The 18211-nt window shown below is 72.3% G+C and carries 17 protein-coding genes; 8 read left to right on the forward strand and 9 right to left on the reverse strand.

Annotated elements, in window-relative coordinates; genetic code table 11:
• On the reverse strand, nucleotides 1-889 hold an 889-nt coding region (coaA, locus tag B7X32_RS08225; protein ID WP_292718398.1), incomplete at its 3' end, for a type I pantothenate kinase.
• A gap of 251 nt (nucleotides 890-1140) precedes the next feature.
• On the opposite strand from coaA, the gene B7X32_RS08230 reads away from it, so the two are divergent.
• The 4 genes from B7X32_RS08230 (at nucleotide 1141) to B7X32_RS08245 (ending at nucleotide 4590) form a co-directional block, all read left to right on the forward strand.
• On the forward strand, nucleotides 1141-1650 hold the full coding sequence (locus B7X32_RS08230; RefSeq protein ID WP_292718399.1) for a hypothetical protein: 510 nt from the start codon (nucleotides 1141-1143) through the stop codon (nucleotides 1648-1650).
• A gap of 118 nt (nucleotides 1651-1768) precedes the next feature.
• Nucleotides 1769-2710 carry a Ppx/GppA phosphatase family protein gene (locus tag B7X32_RS08235; protein WP_292718400.1) on the forward strand — a complete coding sequence of 314 codons (942 nt, stop codon included), beginning with the start codon at nucleotides 1769-1771 and terminating at the stop codon, nucleotides 2708-2710.
• 44 nt (nucleotides 2711-2754) lie between these two features.
• Nucleotides 2755-3615: a hypothetical protein gene (locus tag B7X32_RS08240; RefSeq protein ID WP_292718402.1), complete on the forward strand. Its 861-nt coding sequence runs from the start codon at nucleotides 2755-2757 to the stop codon at nucleotides 3613-3615.
• Between the two features lie 138 nt (nucleotides 3616-3753).
• Entirely contained in the window at nucleotides 3754-4590 is an 837-nt protein-coding gene (locus tag B7X32_RS08245) for an AraC family transcriptional regulator (RefSeq protein WP_292718404.1), read from the forward strand.
• Nucleotides 4591-4609: 19 nt separating this feature from the next.
• Here the strand turns inward: B7X32_RS08245 and B7X32_RS08250 are convergent, their stop codons facing one another.
• A complete protein-coding gene (locus B7X32_RS08250; protein WP_292718405.1) occupies nucleotides 4610-5698 on the reverse strand; it encodes a hypothetical protein in 1089 nt (362 codons plus the stop codon).
• Nucleotides 5695-7173: a polysaccharide biosynthesis tyrosine autokinase gene (locus B7X32_RS08255; RefSeq protein WP_292718407.1), complete on the reverse strand. Its 1479-nt coding sequence runs from the start codon at nucleotides 7171-7173 to the stop codon at nucleotides 5695-5697. Before B7X32_RS08255 ends, B7X32_RS08250 begins: the two co-directional genes overlap by 4 nt.
• 154 nt (nucleotides 7174-7327) lie before the next feature.
• Between B7X32_RS08255 and lepB the strand changes: the two genes are divergently transcribed.
• Nucleotides 7328-8041: a signal peptidase I gene (gene lepB, locus B7X32_RS08260; RefSeq protein ID WP_292718409.1), complete on the forward strand. Its 714-nt coding sequence runs from the start codon at nucleotides 7328-7330 to the stop codon at nucleotides 8039-8041.
• Here lepB and B7X32_RS08265 read toward each other — a convergent pair.
• The 4 genes from B7X32_RS08265 to B7X32_RS08280 form a co-directional block, all read right to left on the reverse strand.
• A complete protein-coding gene (locus B7X32_RS08265; protein WP_292718411.1) occupies nucleotides 8019-9071 on the reverse strand; it encodes a heparan-alpha-glucosaminide N-acetyltransferase domain-containing protein in 1053 nt (350 codons plus the stop codon). The two genes, lepB and B7X32_RS08265, sit on opposite strands and share 23 nt — an antisense overlap.
• 115 nt (nucleotides 9072-9186) lie before the next feature.
• Complete coding sequence (locus tag B7X32_RS08270) at nucleotides 9187-9690, reverse strand: hypothetical protein (protein WP_292718413.1); 504 nt, start codon at nucleotides 9688-9690, stop codon at nucleotides 9187-9189.
• 165 nt (nucleotides 9691-9855) lie between these two features.
• Nucleotides 9856-10170: a hypothetical protein gene (locus tag B7X32_RS08275; RefSeq protein WP_292718414.1), complete on the reverse strand. Its 315-nt coding sequence runs from the start codon at nucleotides 10168-10170 to the stop codon at nucleotides 9856-9858.
• Nucleotides 10171-10381: 211 nt separating this feature from the next.
• A complete protein-coding gene (locus B7X32_RS08280; protein WP_292718416.1) occupies nucleotides 10382-11878 on the reverse strand; it encodes a LuxR family transcriptional regulator in 1497 nt (498 codons plus the stop codon).
• Nucleotides 11879-12027: 149 nt separating this feature from the next.
• Here B7X32_RS08280 and B7X32_RS08285 point away from each other — a divergent pair, with 149 nt between their 5' ends.
• A complete protein-coding gene (locus B7X32_RS08285) occupies nucleotides 12028-13062 on the forward strand; it encodes a glycosyltransferase (RefSeq protein WP_292718418.1) in 1035 nt (344 codons plus the stop codon).
• 1 nt (nucleotide 13063) lies between these two features.
• On the opposite strand, the gene B7X32_RS08290 is transcribed toward B7X32_RS08285, so the two are convergent.
• On the reverse strand, nucleotides 13064-13981 hold the full coding sequence (locus B7X32_RS08290) for a glycosyltransferase family A protein (RefSeq protein ID WP_292718420.1): 918 nt from the start codon (nucleotides 13979-13981) through the stop codon (nucleotides 13064-13066).
• Between the two features lie 123 nt (nucleotides 13982-14104).
• Between B7X32_RS08290 and B7X32_RS08295 the strand changes: the two genes are divergently transcribed.
• Both B7X32_RS08295 and B7X32_RS08300 read left to right on the forward strand, forming a co-directional pair.
• Nucleotides 14105-16270 carry a glycosyltransferase gene (locus B7X32_RS08295; RefSeq protein WP_292718422.1) on the forward strand — a complete coding sequence of 722 codons (2166 nt, stop codon included), beginning with the start codon at nucleotides 14105-14107 and terminating at the stop codon, nucleotides 16268-16270.
• Entirely contained in the window at nucleotides 16267-17199 is a 933-nt protein-coding gene (locus tag B7X32_RS08300) for a glycosyltransferase (RefSeq protein WP_292718424.1), read from the forward strand. The genes B7X32_RS08295 and B7X32_RS08300 overlap by 4 nt, the downstream gene beginning before the upstream one ends.
• A gap of 9 nt (nucleotides 17200-17208) precedes the next feature.
• On the opposite strand, the gene B7X32_RS08305 is transcribed toward B7X32_RS08300, so the two are convergent.
• A partial coding sequence (locus B7X32_RS08305; RefSeq protein ID WP_292718427.1) for a glycosyltransferase family 4 protein occupies nucleotides 17209-18211 on the reverse strand: 1003 nt, incomplete at its 5' end.

Genomic DNA, 18211 nt, shown 5'->3' on the forward strand with positions numbered 1-18211 from the left:
GCACGAGCGTCGCGCGATGCTTCGTCGGCATCACGTTCTCGATGAGGTTCGGCAGGTTGATCTCGTTCCAGTACCCCATGGCGGTGGTGACCGCCTCCTCGTCCGTGAGGTGCGCGAAGACGTTGAAGTAGGACGACGGGTTCGTGAACGCGCCCTGTCGCAGGGCGAGGAAGCGGTCCACGTACCACTGCGCGATGTGGTCGAGCTCGGCGTCGACGAAGATCGAGAAGTCGAAGAGGTCGCTCACGGCGACGTCGTTCGGGGCGGGCGGCGGCTGCAGCACGTTCAGGCCCTCGACGATCACGACGTCCGGGCGGCGCACCACGACGTGCGCATCGGGCACGATGTCGTAGCGGATGTGCGAATAGAACGGGGCGCGCACCTCGTCGGCGCCGCTCTTCACCTTCGTCAGGAAGTCGATCAGCGCACGGCGGTCGTACGACTCCGGGAAGCCCTTGCGGTCCATGATCCCTCGTCGCTCGAGCTCCGCGTTGGGATAGAGGAAGCCGTCGGTGGTGACCAGCTCGACACGCGGGGTGCCGGGCCAGCGGCTCATCAGCTCCCGCAGCAGGCGGGCGATGGTCGACTTGCCGACCGCGACGGATCCGGCCACGCCGACGATGAACGGCGTGGTGTCATCCGCTTCGCCGAGGAACTGGTTGGTGGCCTCGCCGAGACGCTTGGTCGAGGTCGCGTACAGGCTCAGCAGGCGGCTCAGCGGGAGGTAGACCTCCTTGACCTCGGTGGGGTCCAGCCGGTCGCCGATGCCGCGGATCTCGACGACCTCGGTCTCGCTGAGCGGCTGGTCGAGGTCGGCGGCGAGGCGCGCCCAGTCCGCACGGTCGATGCGACGGTACGGCGACAGCGGCGCGAGAGTGTCGGAGCTCACGCGCTCCATCGTATCGGCGTGCCGCCGGGCAGTCGGCGACGCCCCCGAATCCCGCACCGGAATGGGCCTTGATCGGATCGCGACCGCCGTGGATCATATGGCGACTCCGGCGTCATCTGCTCCCCCGCGCGACGCCAATCTGACGCTAGCAACTACCGACCGGACCCGCCATCCCCAGGCGTCTTCGGTCTGCTCCCTGGGGAGGGGCCCTCTCCCCGGAGAAGTTCCGCATCAAGACACCGGAGTTATGCATGGAAGACACCACCTCGTCCCCGTCCCGCAGCGTCAGCCGCCGCGCCCTCGTGAAGGGCGCCGCCTGGTCGGTCCCCGTGATCGCCGTCGCCGCCGCCACCCCGCTCGCCGCGGCCTCGACCGCCACCAACGTCGGCAACTTCGCCCTCAACGGCACCTGTGGCGTCCTCGGCCTCCTCGGCCCCGGCTTCACCCTGACCGCCGGCGCCGCACCGCTCCCCACGGGCACGATCATCAACATCACCGGCTCGGGAATCGCGAACATCGGCGTCTTCTCCGTCACCGGCGGCACCGCGACCGTCAACGTCCTCTCCCCGGCCTCGCGTCAGATCACCCTGACCGCTCCCCTCGCGGCGGGCGCCACGATCGACTTCCGCACGACGCTGTCGATCTCGGTCGCCTTCACCCTGTCCGCCACCACCACGCTGCCCACCGGCTTCGTCGCCGGCAGCGGCGCGAAGCAGACCGGCGGCGTCAGCTCCACCCTGGTGCTCTGCAGCGCCAGCTGAGCGGATCGACGATGTCGGCTTCGGCCGAAGAAAGGGGCCGGGTCTCAGACCCGGCCCCTTTCTTCGTGCCGCGACCTCCTCCGATGGGCGGTTCACACGCAGCGAGTAGTCTTCCTCCGTGCGTCTCGGAGTGCTCGACATCGGATCCAACACCGTCCATCTGCTCGCCGCCGACGTGCATCCCGGCGGCAGGCCGCTCGCGACCACGAGCGATCGCACCGTGCTGCGCCTCATGCGCTTCCTCACCCCCTCCGGCGCGATCAGCGAGGAGGGCGTGCAGGCGCTCGAGGCCGCGGTGCGGCAGGCACGCGGCGTGGCGGCGCAGCAGCGCGTCGACGCCCTGCTCGCGACGGCGACGAGCGCGGTGCGCGAGGCGGCGAACGGCGCAGAGGTGATCGCCCGCGTCGAGGCCGCGCTCGGGCAGCCGCTCCAGGTGCTCGACGGCGAGACCGAGGCGCGGCTGACGTTCCTCGCGGTGCGCCGCTGGTTCGGCTGGGCCGCGGGGCAGATCCTGCTGTTCGACATCGGCGGCGGATCCTTCGAGATGGCCGCGGGATCCGAGGAGCTCCCCGACATCGCCGCCTCCGTGCCGCTCGGCGCAGGGCGCTCGACGCTGATGTTCCTTCCCGACGACCCGCCCGGTGAGGAGGCCGTTGAGCGCCTCAGGGAGCACGCGGCCGACGTGTTCGCCCCGGTCGCGGCGCGGTTCTCGACGCTCCCCCGCCCGGAGCACGTGGTCGGCTCGTCCAAGGCGATCCGATCCCTCGCGCGGCTCGTCGGCTATCAGACGCCCGGCTGGTCCGGTTCGGAGCGGATGCTGCTGCCGCGTGCCTCGCTCGGATCCTGGATCCCCCGCCTCGCACGTCTGCCCGCGTCCGCCCGGCAGGAGCTGCCCGGCATCACCCCGGATCGCACCTTCCAGATCGTGGCGGCCGCGGTCGTGCTGCACACGGCGATGACGGCGATGAGGGTGGAGGAGCTCGAGGTCTCACCCTGGGCTCTCCGCGAGGGCGTGCTGCTGCGCTACATCGAGGATCGCGCGCGCGACGACGACGCCTGACGCACGGCGCTCGCGGGCGGATCCGGATCCCCTACCCTGGTGTCATGGACGACGCGAGGGAGCGGGGGACGCCGCGCGGCGCAGTGCCGGGGGGACTCACTCGACGAGAGCTGCGGCAGCGCCGCGAGGCGGCGGCGATCGCGGGGGTGCCCGCGGAGCGGGTCGACCCGGCGACAGGGCTGCCGACGGCACCGGTGCCCGATCCCACTGCGGAGCCGAGACCCGGCGCACCTGCCGCCGAGGACACCGCACGTCCGCCCGGCGGCGTCTCGTTCGGATCCCTCGCCGGGATGTTCGCGGCGCCCGCCGAGGAGGCCTCCCCGAGCCCCACGGTCCTGACCGTGTGCACCGGGAACATCTGCCGCTCGCCGCTCGCGGAGTCGCTGCTGCGCGCCAGGCTCGCGGAGCTCGAGCTGCGCGTGCACAGCGCCGGCACGCAGGCGCTGGTGGGCCACGGGATGACGGAGCCCGCCCAGCGGATCGCCGCGCAGCGCGGGGCCGCACCGGCCGTCACAGCCGCGCACAGGGCGCGCCTGCTCACCGAGCCGCTGCTCGACGACGCCGACCTGATCCTGACCATGACCGCGGAGCAGCGCGACTACGCCGTGCAGATGCTCCCCCGGCGCCTGCACCGGATCTTCCCCGTCCGGGAGTTCGCCCGGCTCGCCCAGGGGGTCACCGACGCGCAGGTGCGCGCGATCGCAGACGGCGCCGGATCGGATCCGCGCCGGCGCCTGGTCGCGGTCGTCGAGACCGTCGCGGAACGCCGCGGAGGCTCCGCCCCGAAGGGCGAGGACGTCATCGACCCCTACCGGAGGTCGGACGAGGTGTACGAGCAGTCGGCCGACCAGCTGGATCCGGCCCTCGCAGAGGTGGAGCGCGTGATCCGCGCCGCCCTCGCGTAGACCCGTCCCCTCCGCATCACCGCGCTGAGCGACACGAGGCGTCAGCGTTCGACCTGGTGTATACCTAAGCGTCATAATGTTTGCGGGGGCGGGACATCTTTGTCGGCATCCGCACGTCCGAAAGGGCATATCTCGCCAGTGTCATCCCCAACACGTCTGCTCGAGTCCCACCTGGGCCTCACCTCGCATCACGCCGGCCTGATCAGCGCGCGCACCTTCCGGTCGATCTTCATCACGGTCCATCGTCCGCACCGTCAGCACTGGACGTGGGACGACACCGAGATCGGCGAGCCGTACGCGGTCGTGCTCTTCCCCAGCGGGGAGGGACCGGACGGATCCGCCCTGCCGATCGGGCAGTTCATGCCTCCGCAGGCGGGCACGAGCATCGAGTGGGGCGTGGCGAACGAGGTGGTCGGCGTCTGGGTCCCCGTCGAGACGCTGCGGGACTTCATCCACGATGCGCCGCTGCGCCCCCTCGCGCTCGAGCCGACGCCGATGGTCCTGGCGTTCCGGGCTTTCACGCTCGCCCTCGCCCGCAACGTGGAGGACACCTCGTCGATCTCGCGGTACGCGATCGAGCGACTGCTCGCCGAGATGGTGTTCGGCGCGCTGCTCGAGCTCTACTCCTCCGACCTGCCCGAACGAGGACAGGCGCCGCTCGTGGATCGCGCGCGTTCGGCGATGCTGGTGCACCGGGAGGATCCCCGGTTCACGATCGCGGAGCTCGCGACGGAGCTGCACGTGTCCCTGCGGCACCTGCAGCGCGCGTTCGCCAAGATCGGCACCACGCCCGGCGACGCCCTGCGTCATCTGCGCGTCGAGTTCGCCGAGTCGCTGCTGCGCAATCCCGACTACGCGGTGCTCACGATCGAGGAGATCGCGGCGCACTCCGGCTTCTCCAGCGCGCTGCAGCTGCGCCGCGCTCTGCGCGCCGAGGGCCTGCCGTCGCCGACCATGATCCGCCCCGCCCACTGAACCGAGGGCGGCATCGGGATCAGGACCTCCGGTTGATGATCCCGGACTCGACCAGCTGGTCGATCGCGGCCAAGACCAGCTCCCGCGGATCCCCCGACGCCGGACGGCCGAACGCGGCGACGACGTCGTCCACGATCTCCTCGACGCCGCGGCCCGCGCGCAGCGCGTCCCAGATGACGGGCGCGATGCCGTCGAGCACGTGCACCCATCGGTGGGCCAGCACGACCACGCGGTCGTCGCACCGGACGGCGTCGGAGACCGGCGAGAGGTCGAACGCGGGGTTCTCGCCGTCGACCGTCGCGGGCTCCCACGCCTCGTGCACGCGGGCGTGGTCGAGCAGCTCCGGCACGATCGGGGGCACGGTGGCCGCGTCCGGATACGTCAGCCGCACGACCCCGCCGATGCGGTCGCAGACCGCGGCGAGGGTCTGCAGCGGGCGGGGCAGCTCGGCGAAATAGCTCATCTGCGGTGCGAGCTCGGCGATCGCCTCGGGGAAGGCGACCTGCTCGATGCTCGGCGCCGGGTGCTCCGCATCGCGGGAGATGAGCACCAGCGCGGCGAGCCGCAGAGGCGCGTCCGGCGCGGGCCTGAGACCTGCGGAGTCCGGGGAGACCTGCTGCTTCGGCTTGCCCGCCCGCACCACCGAGAGCGGCTTGCGGTACGGGTGCACGGCGAGGTCGGGGGCCACCGCGATCGTCTCGTCCGAGATGTAGCCGTGCTGCGCCCCGAGAGCGCGGCTGAGCGTCGTCTTGCCGCGTCCGGACGGCCCGACGAACGCGGCGACGCGTCCGGCCGGATCCGCGACGCCGCAGGCGTGGAACATGAGCAGCTCGCCGCTGCGCTGCTCCAGGGCGGCCAGGGTGACGCGCACCGTGAGGGACTCCGCGAGCGCCTCCGGCTCGAGCTCGGCGTCGACGCGCACCAGATCGTCGGGCTCGGCGGTCTCGTCGTACGGCAGCCCGGCGCCTTCCCAGGACGCGCGGATGGCCGCGACGGTCGCGTCGTCCAGGTCGTCGGCGAAGGTCAGGCGGATGCGAGCGCCGAGAGCGCTCACGTCGAGGGGCGTGCGTCCGTCGCCGGACGGCGCACTCGCCTCCGGCGCGGTCACGCCGCCTCCGCGTCTCCTCGACGCCGGGGCTTGTCGCCGCGCACCGCGCCCGTCGGCAGCTCCTGGTCGTCGCCGCGGTAGTACTCGCCGTGGTACTGGTAGCCGTAGTACGCGGCACCGCTGCCGCGTCGCGGCACCCGGTTCAGCACGAGGCCGAGCGCCCGGGCTCCTGCCCGCTCCAGGTTGCCGATCGCCTTCCCGAGCACCTCGTAGGTGGTCTTGCCGACCGTGCCCACGATGACGGCGCCGTCGGCGCTGTGCGCCAGGACGGCGGCGTCGGTGACGGGGATGAGCGGGGGCGCGTCGATGATGACGATGGCCTCGCGCGCGATCGACTTCAGCAGCTCGCGCATGCGGGCGGATCCGAGGACCTCGCTCGGGTTCGGCGGAACCTTGCCCGCCGTGACGACGAGCAGCTGCCCGTTGCCGAAGCGCTGCGCCACCTCCGCGATCGTGGCGCGGCCGGCCAGCACGTCCGAGATGCCGGCGCCGCGGGGCAGGCCGAAGACCGTGTCGATCATCGGGCGGCGCAGGTCGCCGTCGATGAGCACGACCGGCTGGCCGCTGGATGCGAGCGTGACGGCGAGGTTCGAGGAGATCGTCGACTTGCCGTCACCGGGCAGCGGGCTCGTGACCACGATGATGCGCGGCGGGTTGTCGACGTCCATGTACTGCAGGTTCGTGCGCAGCTCGCGCATGGCCTCGCCGATGCCGAACAGATGGGCGCTCTCGCTCGAGCTGCTCGTGCCGCCGTCGAAGGGCAACAGGCGGTTGTCGGCGGTGAAGGTCTTCTCTTCGGGGATCGTCCCGACGACCGGCTTGCCGGTCTCGCGCTCGACCTGCTCGACCGAGCGGATCCGGCGGTCGAGCGTGTAGCGCAGCAGGCCGTAGCCGACGGCGATCGCGAGGCCGACCAGGCCGCCGAGGGCGAGCGCGAGCCTCGTGTTCGGCGACGACGGGGAGTCCGGAAGCCGTGCCGAGTCGATCGGGCTGAGGAAGACGGCGCCCTTCTTCGCGGGGTCGCTCGTCTCGAGGCGGTTGACCTCCGCGCCCATCGAGCGGACCCACGCCTCGGCGACGTCGCGCGCCTTCTCCGGCGTGGCCGCATCGGCCGTGACCTTGAGCGTGGTGGTGTCGACGGTGTTGGTGACCGTGACCTGCTTGACGAGCTGGTCGGCGGAGACGCCGAGGCCGAGGTCCTTGATCACCCCGTCCGCGACGGCGCGCGACTGGCCCAGCGCGACGTAGGTCTTGACCCGGCCGGAGGTCAGCGAGTTCCCGAGCATCGCGGAGCTGAGATTGCTGTCGCCGGCGTCGCCCGCGGTGTTCGCCTGCACGATCGCGGAGGCGTCGGCGGTGTAGACCTTCGGCTGCAGAAGGGTCCATCCGAAGGCGACCGCGACACCGAGGAGCGTGATGAGGACCATCCCGAGCCAATGCGCACGGAACACCCGAAGATACTCACGCAGATCCATACGGGTGGTTCCCCCTCGCTCGGCTCACCCTGCGAGGGCGACAGTCAACGGCGTCTCGATGCTACCGGACGCGCCATCCCGGCCGCGACCGGGCATCCGACGGCCCTTTCGAGCGCGTCGCTCATCGCGGCGCGCGACCGGGCATGATGGACCCATGACCGATGACGCTCCCGTCTCCCGCCGCCCGCTCTGGCGCCGGATCACGGGCAGCTTCCTGTTCCAGCTCTGCGCGGCGTTCGTCGTGTTCGGACTCATCCTCTCCTTCGTCGCCAAGCCCTACTGGGTGCCGTCCGGATCCATGGAGCAGACGCTGCAGGTCGGCGACCGCGTGCTGGTGAACCGCCTCGCCTTCGCGGGCGGGGCGACACCGCACACCGGCGACATCGTGGTCTTCGACGCGGACGAGGCATGGGACGGCGGGGCGCGCACGCCCGCGAATCCGCTCACCGCCGCGCTGCGCTGGATCGGGGAGGTCACGGGCTTCGGGCCGTCGGGCCCGCACACCCTCATCAAGCGCGTGATCGCGGGGCCGGGGCAGACCGTGCGGTGCTGCTCCGCGGACGGGAGGCTCATCGTCGACGGCAAGCCGCTCGACGAGCCCTACGTCTTCCAGGACTTCCCGTTCCAGCCTGGGGCGCTCGACTGCACGACTTCGCCGGTGTCGCCGCGCTGCCTGCCCGAGGTGACCGTGCCCGCGGACTCCTACCTGGTGATGGGCGACCACCGTTCGAACTCCTCCGACGGCGCGGCGCAATGCCGCGGGCGCACGGAACCTGATGCGGGGTGCTGGCGATGGGCGCACTCGGCGGAGATCGTCGGGAAGGCCGTGGTGATCCTGTGGCCGGTCAACCGGTGGTCCGGGCTCTGATCCCGCGCCGGCGCACGATCAGCGGCTTGGGCCGGCCCGAGACGGCGCCCATCAGCCATTCGACGGGACCGGTGCCGACGAATCGCCACCAGAGCCAGGCGACCGCGAGCGGTGCGAGGACCACGCTCGCCCAGCCGAGCGGCATGTTCGCGGTCGGCCAGCCGATCGATGTCGCCCAGAGCGACACGATCCACACGTGCAGCAGATAGAGGCTGAGCGCCAGCTGCCCCCAGACGCGCAGGGGCGCGAAGACCCCGTCCACGACCGCGCCGCGCCGGGGAAGCCCCGCGAGCAGCACGATCGCCGCATAGGCGACGAACACGAGACCGACGTCGTGCAGCGTGTCGGGGTAGCTGCCCGAGACGGCGGCGGGCTGGTGCAGCCCCTTCTCCAGCACCGGACGCACCGCGTAGGCGAACGGGGCGATCGCGAGCATGATCCACATCGTGCGACCGCGGCGCAGGCCGCCCCGCAGCAGGAGGGCGCCGAGCAGGAAGAACGGGAGCAGGTTGGTGAGCCGGTAGGAATGCCCCAGCACGCTCCAATCGGCGAGCTGCTGCACCACGATGTTCGACGAGAGGATCTGCGCGATCTGCCCCCGGGCCAGCTCGTTGAGCGGGGCGCCGACCACGACGACGATCGCGAGCACGACCGCCAGAGCGCGCGAACCGAGCAGGAGCAGCGGGGCGCCGACGATCAGGAGCGTCCCGAGCGCGGGCAGCACGATCACGACCCACGATCCCCAGGTCAGCATCCACAGCCCCAGGGCGATGAGCACGATCCCCCGGAGCGCCTGCTGCAGCAGCGTCGCGCTGACCCGCCGGGACGTGTTCCACACCAGCTGCGCCGACATGCCCATGACCAGCGCGAACAGCGGGGAGGCGAGGTCGTTGACGTTGCCGATCACGAACTTGACCGCCAGGGGCAACTGCGGCAGGAGCGGGTTCGCGTGCGCGATCAGCATCGCGACGATCGCGATGCCTCGCAGCACATCAGGAACGATCAGCCTCTCCGTGCGCGCGACAGCCATCCGGTTCCTCTCGTCGCCAGAAAGCTATCGCATCCCGGCCAGCGAGAACGGAGAACGGGGCGGATACCGCGCCGGCCGCGCGGCATCCGCCCCGTTCGTCACGGGTGAGCGAGGCTCAGGGGCACACGCATCCCGGAGGCGTACCAGGAACGTCGATGTGCAGCACGATCGGAGAGTGGTCGTGATCCGAACCGTCGGACGCGTGACCCCAGGTGACGTTGAAGTCGAAGGATCCGGCCTGGTTGGCGCTGTTGCCGGACTGCGCCTGGAGCACGATGTTGATCGTCGCCCCCGGTGCGACCTGGATCGGCAGCGCGGGCGAGGTCGACGGCGTCAGCGTGATGCCCAGCGTGTTGTTCGTGATCGAGAGCCCGGTGATCCAGATCGTCTTGACCGGATCGGGGTTGTGCACCGTCGCAGGGACGTTGTACCCCTTCGGGAACGTCTTGCAGCTGTTACCAGGGGACTTGCAGGCGGCCCCCGTGACGATCTGCGGCGGCGGGCCCGACACCGCATACGCAGGGATCGGGGCGGCCAGCGCGACAGCCGGCACCGCCCAGGCCATGGCCTTGGTCACCGTACGGCGACTGACGCCCTTCGACTGTTCGACTTCAGACATGATAGGTCGCTCCTCCGGGTTGTCCCATCGCCCGAATCCCCAGAAGACATCGGGCGAGCACGTCGGACCCGGCAAGCTCCGTCGTGCACGAGAATTATCGCACAGCCGACGCGCCGGAGAAAGGGCGGATGCGGCGATTGGCGCGAAATGTGATATATCGACGTCTCACCCGTCGGCGAGAGGCTCCCCGGTCTCCGGATCGAACCGCATGTCGAGGCCCGTCTCCTCCGCGCCGTCCATCGCGAGGAGGACCACGGGCAGCCGCCATGCGGCGCCCAGCACGACGGGCCTCACGCTTTCAGGGGCGTCCTCATCCGACGGCCATCCCGACTCGGATCCGTCCGGCGCGACGGCCCCCTGCTCGTCCTCGGCATCGGGTTCCGGCGCGGAGACGTCCGCCCCCGCGGCGTCCGCTTCTTCCCCGCTCTCGGCCCCGCGGTCCGGCCGGATCGCACGTCGATCACCGTCTCTCGCGTTCATGAGCAACGCGCACTTCCCCTCTGCAGATCCCCTCCCCAGGGGCTCCCTCGCAGGGCCCGGAAGCCCGCGACGGATCATGATCGCCGACGGCTTTCGGGTGGCCGTGGCCCCCTCATTCAACGTTGAAAAGCTGGGAGCCACCTTCGCCCGCGTCGAAATCACCCGCGCCGTCACCCTTTCCGGGTGACAAGGCCCTGGTCGTGCGGAGCCGTCAGAGGTAGCCGAGCGCCGTGGCGCGCAGCACGGCCTCGCGCCCCGAGGCGACCCCGAGCTTGCGGTACAGGGATCGCTGATGCGTCTTCACCGTGTTCACGGAGCGGAACAGCGACGTGGCGATCTGCTCCCTGGTCTCCCCGCGCGCGAGGCCCGCCAGCACGTCGAGCTCGTGCGTCGTGAGCCGGGGATCGTCCAGGACGCCGGGACGGGCGTCGGCCGCGCCGAAGGCGAGAAGACCCGGGACGAACTCGCCGAGCGTGCCGAGCAGACGCGGCGAGAGCATGCGGAGCACCGCGACCTCGTGCTGCCCCGACTCCAGGTTCAGCAGGCTCAGGCGCTCGACGGCCGCCGAGGCGGCGAGGGCGTTTCCGCTGAGGTGCTGCGCCAGGGCGAGGAGCATCGTGCGCTGACGCTCGGCCTGGCGGAGGCCGACGGTCTGCGGCGCTGCGGCATTGAGGTCGGCGATCGCGGTCTTGGTCGCTCCCGAGGCGATGCGGATGAGGTCGAGGACGACGCGGGAGGGCCAGCTGCCGTCCTCGACCGCACGGGCCTCCTCCCTCGCTCTCGGGATGTTGCCGCTCAGCAGCGAATCGAGAGCGAGCAGCGATTGCGGGACGGAGCCGGGCAGGCCGGACGATCCCACTCCCAGGCCGGCGAAGAGCAGGGCCTCGATGCGCTCCCGGCCGTCGGCGCGGCGCTCCGCGAGCACCCCTGCCCTGTGCAGGGCGAGCAGCTGCAGCGGCCAGATCTCGCCCATCCGTCCGTACGTGAGCTGGAGCATCTCGGCGAAGGAGCGCTCCGGCTCCCCCTCCCGGAGGAAGGCCTCGACGAAGCGCTGCTCCGCATCCAGTTGCGGCTCGACCCAGCTCCGGGAGCGCTCGAGTCGCTGCGCTTCGGTGAGGTGCGCCACGGCGGCGTCCGGCGTCCCGTACACGCCGTGGATCAGGGCGGCGCGGAGGTGGGCTTCGCGGACGAGGAAGCTCAGATCGGTGATCGACTGCACGCAGAGCGTCCGCTGATACAGCGCGAGAGCCTCCCTGAAGCGTCCCGACAGCGCCGCGGTCAGCGCGGCCTGGTTCAGGAACAGACTGCGCACGCCGCGGGTCGGATCCACGAGCGTCGGATCCGTCTCCGTGATCTCCGGCAGTCCGATCAGCACCTCGTACGCGGTCTCGACGTCTCCCCCTCGCCGTGCCTGCCAGCCCTCCACGAGGGCCATCCACCGGCGCAGATGCGGAGGCAGATCCTCCCGCCGCCCGACCGAGAACCCGGACGGGTCCTGCAGAACCCCTGGTGCGAGCAGTCGTGAGGCGAGCGCGGCCTCGGGGCTGAGCCGCAGGCGATCGGGCGGAAGATCGGAGATCATCCGCCCGAGATCCTCGGGGGGCACGGTGAACCACAGCTCGATCGAGCGCGTGGCCATGAGGCGGATCAGCTCGTCCGCGTCACCGGCGAGCCAGGCCGCCGCAGCTCGCCCGGCGATGTCTCGCACTGCCCCTCACCCCATTCACGGCCCGCAGGGGCCGTGACGCCGAGCATACCCACGGCATCCTGATCTGTCGCGCAGGGCGCGGAGGCGAAGGCGGTCGCGACGCGCAGGATCCTGTCGCGCGCATCGCTCCTGCGTGTGACGATGGTCGCGTGCGCCTGGTCTACGTCTCCCCCGGCCCGCTCGACGCGAAGGCCGTCGAGGGGCTCTCCGAGTTCGCGGCGACGTGGCCCGGCGAGGTCGTCGCCGTGGCCCCTGATTCCGGTGTCGCCTCCCCCGAGGGGGTGCGGGTCGTCGCCGATCCGGCGCCCTCCGCCGCATCCGTGCGAGCCCTCGCCCCCGATGTCGTGCTCGCGCTGCACCGCCCCGAGTTCGCGTGGCTCGCCCCGATCGCGCCCACCGTCTTCACGGCCGAGTTCACGCGGCAGATCCGCACCGATCAGCAGCTCCTCACCGCACACACCGGACAGGAGCGCATCCGGATCCGGCTCGGGCAGCTCCGCCGCGAGCGGCGATATCGGGCGATGGCCGCGGCCGCGGCGGGTCTGCAGTGCAACGGTCATGCCGCCTGGGACGCCTATGCGGGCCTGAATCGCGACGCCCTGGCGTTCCGCGACCACCGGATCCGGCGCGCGGACCTGACACTCGCGGGGGGCAGGGACACCTGGACCGGGGACAGGCCGCTGCGCGTGGCGTTCTCCGGGCGCATCACCGCCGTCAAGGGGCCCGGGACGGTGCTGGACGTCGCCGCGCGTCTGCCCGAGGTGGAGTTCGTGCTCCTCGGCGACGGCGACCAGCGCGCCGCGCTGGAGAGCCGCGCGCCGGGGAACGTCCGCTTCGCGGGGTTCCTGCCGTTCCGCGACTGGACGGCGTTCATGCGGGAGCGCGTCGACCTGGCGCTCCTGCCGTACCCGCAGGGCGACCCGTCCTGCACCTACTACGAGGCCCTGGGCTGCGGCGTGCCCGTCGTCGGTGCCCGCAACACCACGTGGACGCGTCTCGCGGACGAGGAGGGGCTGGGCTGGGCGGAGCGGGACGCGGAGGCCCTCGCCGATCGCCTCCGCACCCTGCGCCCCGCCGATCTCGACGCCGTGCGCACGCGCGCGCTCGAGGCCCTCACCCCGTTCGAGGACGTCGCCGCCCAGCGCGTCGCGCACCTCGCCGCGGTCGCGCGCGGCGGACGCTGACTCACCCCTCGGAGCGGTCCCTTCCCTGACCGAATCGGGCGGAGACGGCCCGCGCGGTGCGACGCAGCGCGTCGCGGACGGCCTTCGCGGCCCCGACCGCGCGGGGGAACCGCACCCGGATCCGCTCCGGCAGCGCGTATCGATGCCGGAGGTCCATGATCTCGTCGTGCTGGCGGAAGACGAAGGTGAACAGGTCCTCGGCGTGGTCGGCGTAGGTCTGCAGGTTGTTGCGCAGGATCTGCGAGTGCGCCGCGATCAGGTCCTCCCGGGACATGCTCGAGTTCACCGAGCCGCCGTCGGGACCGATGCGGTAGTAGTAGCGCACGGCGTCGATCCGATGCGGCTCGCCGCCGCGGCCGAGCACGCGCATCACGAAGTCGTGGTCCTCCCTGCCGCGGCGCATCGTCTCGTCGTAGCCGCCCACCGCCGCCCAGTCGGCGCGCCGGAAGAGCGCCGCATCGAAGATCTGGTTGTGGATGAGGAAGCCGGTCCAGTCGAAGTCGGGAAGCGGCCACGGGCCGGACTTGCGGCCGAAGAGCTCGGCCCGCGCATAGACCAGGGCGACGTCCGGGCGGGCGTCGAGCACGGCCACGGCCTCCGCCACGTACGTCGGGGAGATGCGGTCGTCGCTGTCGAGGGGCAGGAAGTAGGCGCCCTCGCTGGCGCGGATGCCGGCGTTGCGCGCGGCGGAGGGACCCGCGTTGTCCTGACGGATGACCTGCAGCCGGTCGTCGCCGCGGAGCTCGTCGAGCAGCTCCCGCGTCCGCGGATCCGTCGACCCGTCATCGACCACGACGATCCGGATCCGGTCATAGGTCTGCGCCCGCACGGAGTCGAGCGTCTCGGGGAGCGTCGCCCCCGAGTCGAACACGGGGATCACGACGGCGACGACCGATTCGGACGGCGATGGCGGGCTCACGGGCAGGTCCTCCGCAGGATCGGACGGGCACCGGCGCGCCCCGGACAGCCTCAGTATCCCACCGCGCGGGACGGCCGTCGCGGCGCCGTGGATCCGCCCCTGCGCATTGAATAGGGTGGACGCGTGCGCTCCCTGCCCTCCGATGACGCGGCGCGCGGGGCTCGCGCTCCGCGCATCGTCCTCGTCGCGCAGGAGCCGCCGATGCGGAAGGCCGACAGCGCCGGTGCGGGCTATCTGAGAGACCTCGTTGACCTGCTCGTCGAGCGCGGGGCCGCCGTCACCGTGATCGTCCCCGAGACGGAGACCGGACGTCGCGCCGCGGCCGACGCCGCGGGGTACGCCCTGCACCTCGTCCCGGCCGCGCCGACCCCCTCGGCCCTGCGGGCGAGGACGCACGCGATCGGCGTGCGCCTGGCACCCATCCGCCCCCCGCGCGGATTCCTCGCCGCGCTGCGCCGCGACCCCGCCGTGCGCGCGGTCCTCCGCGCCGCGGACGTCGTCGACGTGCAGTGGCCGACGATGACGGCCGCCCTCCCCGCGCTCCGCCGGCTCGCCCCGGGGGCCCGCCTGATCGCCACGATGCACGACGTCGCCAGTCAGGGCCTGCGGCGGCAGCGGCAGCGCGCCCGCACCCCGAAGGCCCGGGTGCGCTTCCTGGTCGGCGCCGCGCACGCCCGCATGGTCGAGGTGCGCACCACGGCCCTCGCGGACACGGTCATCGTGTTCAGCGACAAGGACCGCGCGCTGCTCCCGCCGACGGAGCGGGTCGAGGTCGTGGAACCCCCGCTCGGCCTCTCGCCGACGCCGCCCGGCTCCACCCCGCCCGCGCCCGCGGAGGAGGCGCTCTTCGTCGGGCCGCTGTACCGCGGGGAGAACCGCGAGGCGCTGCGCTGGTTCGCGGACGACATCTGGCCCCTGGTGCGGGCGGGCGCACCCGGGGCGCGCCTCGTCGTGGCGGGGCGCGCCACCGAGGCGCATCGCGCCGCCTACGCCGATGTGCCGGGGATCGAGTTCCTCGGCTTCGTCGACGATCTGGAGCCCGTGTACGCACGCGCGGCCGCCGTCATCGCGCCACTGCAGGTCGGCGCCGGCGTGAAGTTCAAGGTGGTCGAGGCCCTCGTCCGGGGCGTGCCCGTGATCGGCACGTCGGTCGCCTTCGAGGGCATCGGCGACGACGCGCGCCGGCCGCAGGCGCACGATGACGCCGAGAGCTTCGCCCGCGCCCTGGTCGACGTGCTGCGGGATCCGGCCGCCGCCCGCTCCGGCGCCCTCGCCTGGCAGACCTGGTCCGTGCAGCACTACTCGACCGCGGCATTCGCGCGCCGGATCGCCGGCATCTACGCGCTCGCCCCCTCCCCTGCGGCCGGCACCGCCGCCGACGCCCCGGCGCGGGCGAGCGTCGTGATCCCGGTGCGCAACGGCGCGCACGGCATCGCCCGCCAGCTCGCCGCGCTCGCCCGGCAGGAGCAGGCGGCGGTCCTGGACGTGATCGTCGCCGACAACGGCTCGACGGATCGGACCGCCGAGGTCGCGCTGGCCTATCGGCACTGCTTCCGGGATCTGCGCATCGTCGATGCGGGGGCCGGACCGGGGGTCAACCACGCCCGCAACACGGGCCTGCGCGCCTCGCGGACCGACGCGGTGCTGTTCTGCGATCACGACGACGAGGTGCATCCCGGCTGGGCGGGCGCGCTGATCGCCGCGCTGGAGGGGGCGGACGTGGTGGGCGGGCGCCTGCTCCTCACGAGCGAGGGCCCGCGGGGCCCGCAGGCGACGGGAGAGGTCGCGGCGCTGCCGACCGCGCTCGGCTACCTTCCCTACGCCGTCGGCGCCAACCTCGCGGTCGACCGCTCGGCCGCGCTCGCGATCGGCGGGTTCGACGAGAGCTTCCGCCGCGGCCACGACGAGGTCGACTTCTGCTGGCGGCTGCAGGAGGGCGGATCCGGGATCGCCTTCGCCCCCGATGCCACGGTGTCCTACCACCAGCGCCGGCGGGTGCGCGACCGCGCGCGGCAGAGCTACCACTCGGCGCGCACGTCCGTCCTGCTCTGGACGAGGCATCACGACATCGGCCGCCTGCGCATGCCGTCCTGGCGGAGATCCGTGCTCCATGCGCTCGGCTCGATCCGCTACCTCCCGGGGCTCCTCTCCGCGACCCGGCGCGACGAGTCGGCGCGGGCGCTCGGCTGGGTCTGGGGCACGCTCGACGGCCAGCTCCGCTACCGCGTGCTGGGCTCGCCTCCGCCGCCGCGGCTGATCGCCGCTCGGGATGAGGGGGCTGCGCCGTGACCGGCGAGCCCCGGGTGACCGTCGCGATCGTCGCCTACCGTCATGCCGCGTACATCGAGCAGTGCATCGCCTCGATCCGCGAGCAGACCGTGCCCTGCCGGATCGTCGTGGTCGACGACTGCTCGCCCGACGGCACCGCCGAGGTCATCCGCCGCATCGTCGCGGGCGACGGGTCGGGCCGGATCACCGCCCTTCTGCAGCAGGAGAACATCGGGCTTCCCGCGAACCTCAACATCGCCCTGCGCCTCGCCGACACCGAGTACTTCGTGTACCTGGCGGGGGACGACTGGTCCCTCCCCGAGCGACTGGAGAAGCAGATCGCGGCGATGGACGCGGCAGGGCAGGGCGCGGGCCTCTGCTACACGGACTGCCTCCGCGCGCGCGCCGACGGCAGCCTTCACGACGAGACCTTCCGCCAGAACCATGCCCACGTCTTCGCCCCGCACGCCGAGGATCCCTACCGGGAACTCCTCCTGGTGGACAACTGGATCCCCGCGCCCACCGTGATGTTCCGCACCGCGGCGCTGCGGAAGGTCGGCGCCTTCGACGAGTCGATCCGCTACGAGGACCACGACGCGTACGTGCGGATCGCGCGCGAGTACCGGCTGGTCTACGTCGACGAGCCGCTCTCGGTGCACCGCGAGCTCGAGGACGGCCTCGGCACCGAGATCTTCCAGCCGGACAACCGGGACTGGCTCGAGGGGCAGCTCATCATGGAGCGCAAGCAGCTGGGGCTCGACCCGGCGCTGACGCGCGAGCTCTGCGCCCGCCTCAGGGTGCGCGCGATCCGCCTGTTCAAGCTCGGGGGCGACCCCGCCCTCGCCGCGGGCACGCTCGCCAGGGTGATCCGCGCCAGGCCGGCGTTCGATCCCGTGCTGTGGGCGTACTGGCTGCTCGCCTCGGCGGCCCGGCTGCGCCGCCCCCGGTGAGGGCGGAGATCAGGCGATCCCGCGGAGCACCGCCGCCGCCTCGCGCCAGGTGCGGCGGAAGGTGAAGCGCTCCTCGACCTCTGCCCTGGCGGCGGCGCCCAGGCGCGACCGCAGGAGCGGATCCGCGCAGGCGCGACGCACCACCGCGGCGATCCCCGCCGCATCGTGCAGCGGCAGGGCGAGGTTGGTGCGGCCGTCGTCGACGTACTCGTCCATGGCCGCGGTCCGGGTGACGGCCGTGCAGCGCCCGCACGCCATGGCCTCGAGCAGCACGCTCTGTCCGGTCGGGTAGGCGAGGTCGTGCGTCGGCACGAGCACGAGATCCGCGGCACGCAGGTTCTCCCGGTGCTGCTGCATCGACGTCGGCGGATGCAGCGTCACGTTCTCGGGGGGCGAGGGGATCCTGCCGGGCTGGGTGAAGACGTCGTAGCGGATCTCGGGGGTGAGCCGGGCGGCGTCCATCAGCGTCTCGAAGTCCCGCCCGCGGTCGATCCCCATCGCCGCCACCTGCATCCGCGGGCGGCGCGGCCCCGCGGGCGTGTACCAGTCCTCGTCCACGCCGAAGGGGATCGGCACCATCTTCTCCGCCGCGCCGATCGCCCCGAACGCCTCGACCTGATTGCGGGAGAACACCAGGATCCGATCCACCTGCCGGACGGTGCGCGCGATCCTGCGGCGCTGCTCCGCCGAGCCGTGCAGGATCTCCTCGGCCCACCAGCACGACACCACGACCAGCGGAACCGATCGATACGGCGGGATCCGGCGCCGGCGCAGCGCGGCCGGCAGCACCGCCTTGTCCTCGAGCATGCAGAGCACCGCGTCGGCGCGCACGGCACGGGGCAGGCCGCGCAGGGCGAGGTCGACGCGCACGCCCGTGCGGTGCTCCACGACGTCGCGGAGCTTCCGGTGGATCCGGCCGGTCGCGGGTGCCAGCGGCACGAGGTCCACGCCCTCGTCCATGAGCAGATCGACACGGCCCTGGTCCACCGTCCACAACCCGGCCGACAGGCTG

The organism is Microbacterium sp. 13-71-7, assembly GCF_002257455.1.
Taxonomy (GTDB): Bacteria; Actinomycetota; Actinomycetes; order Actinomycetales; family Microbacteriaceae; genus Microbacterium.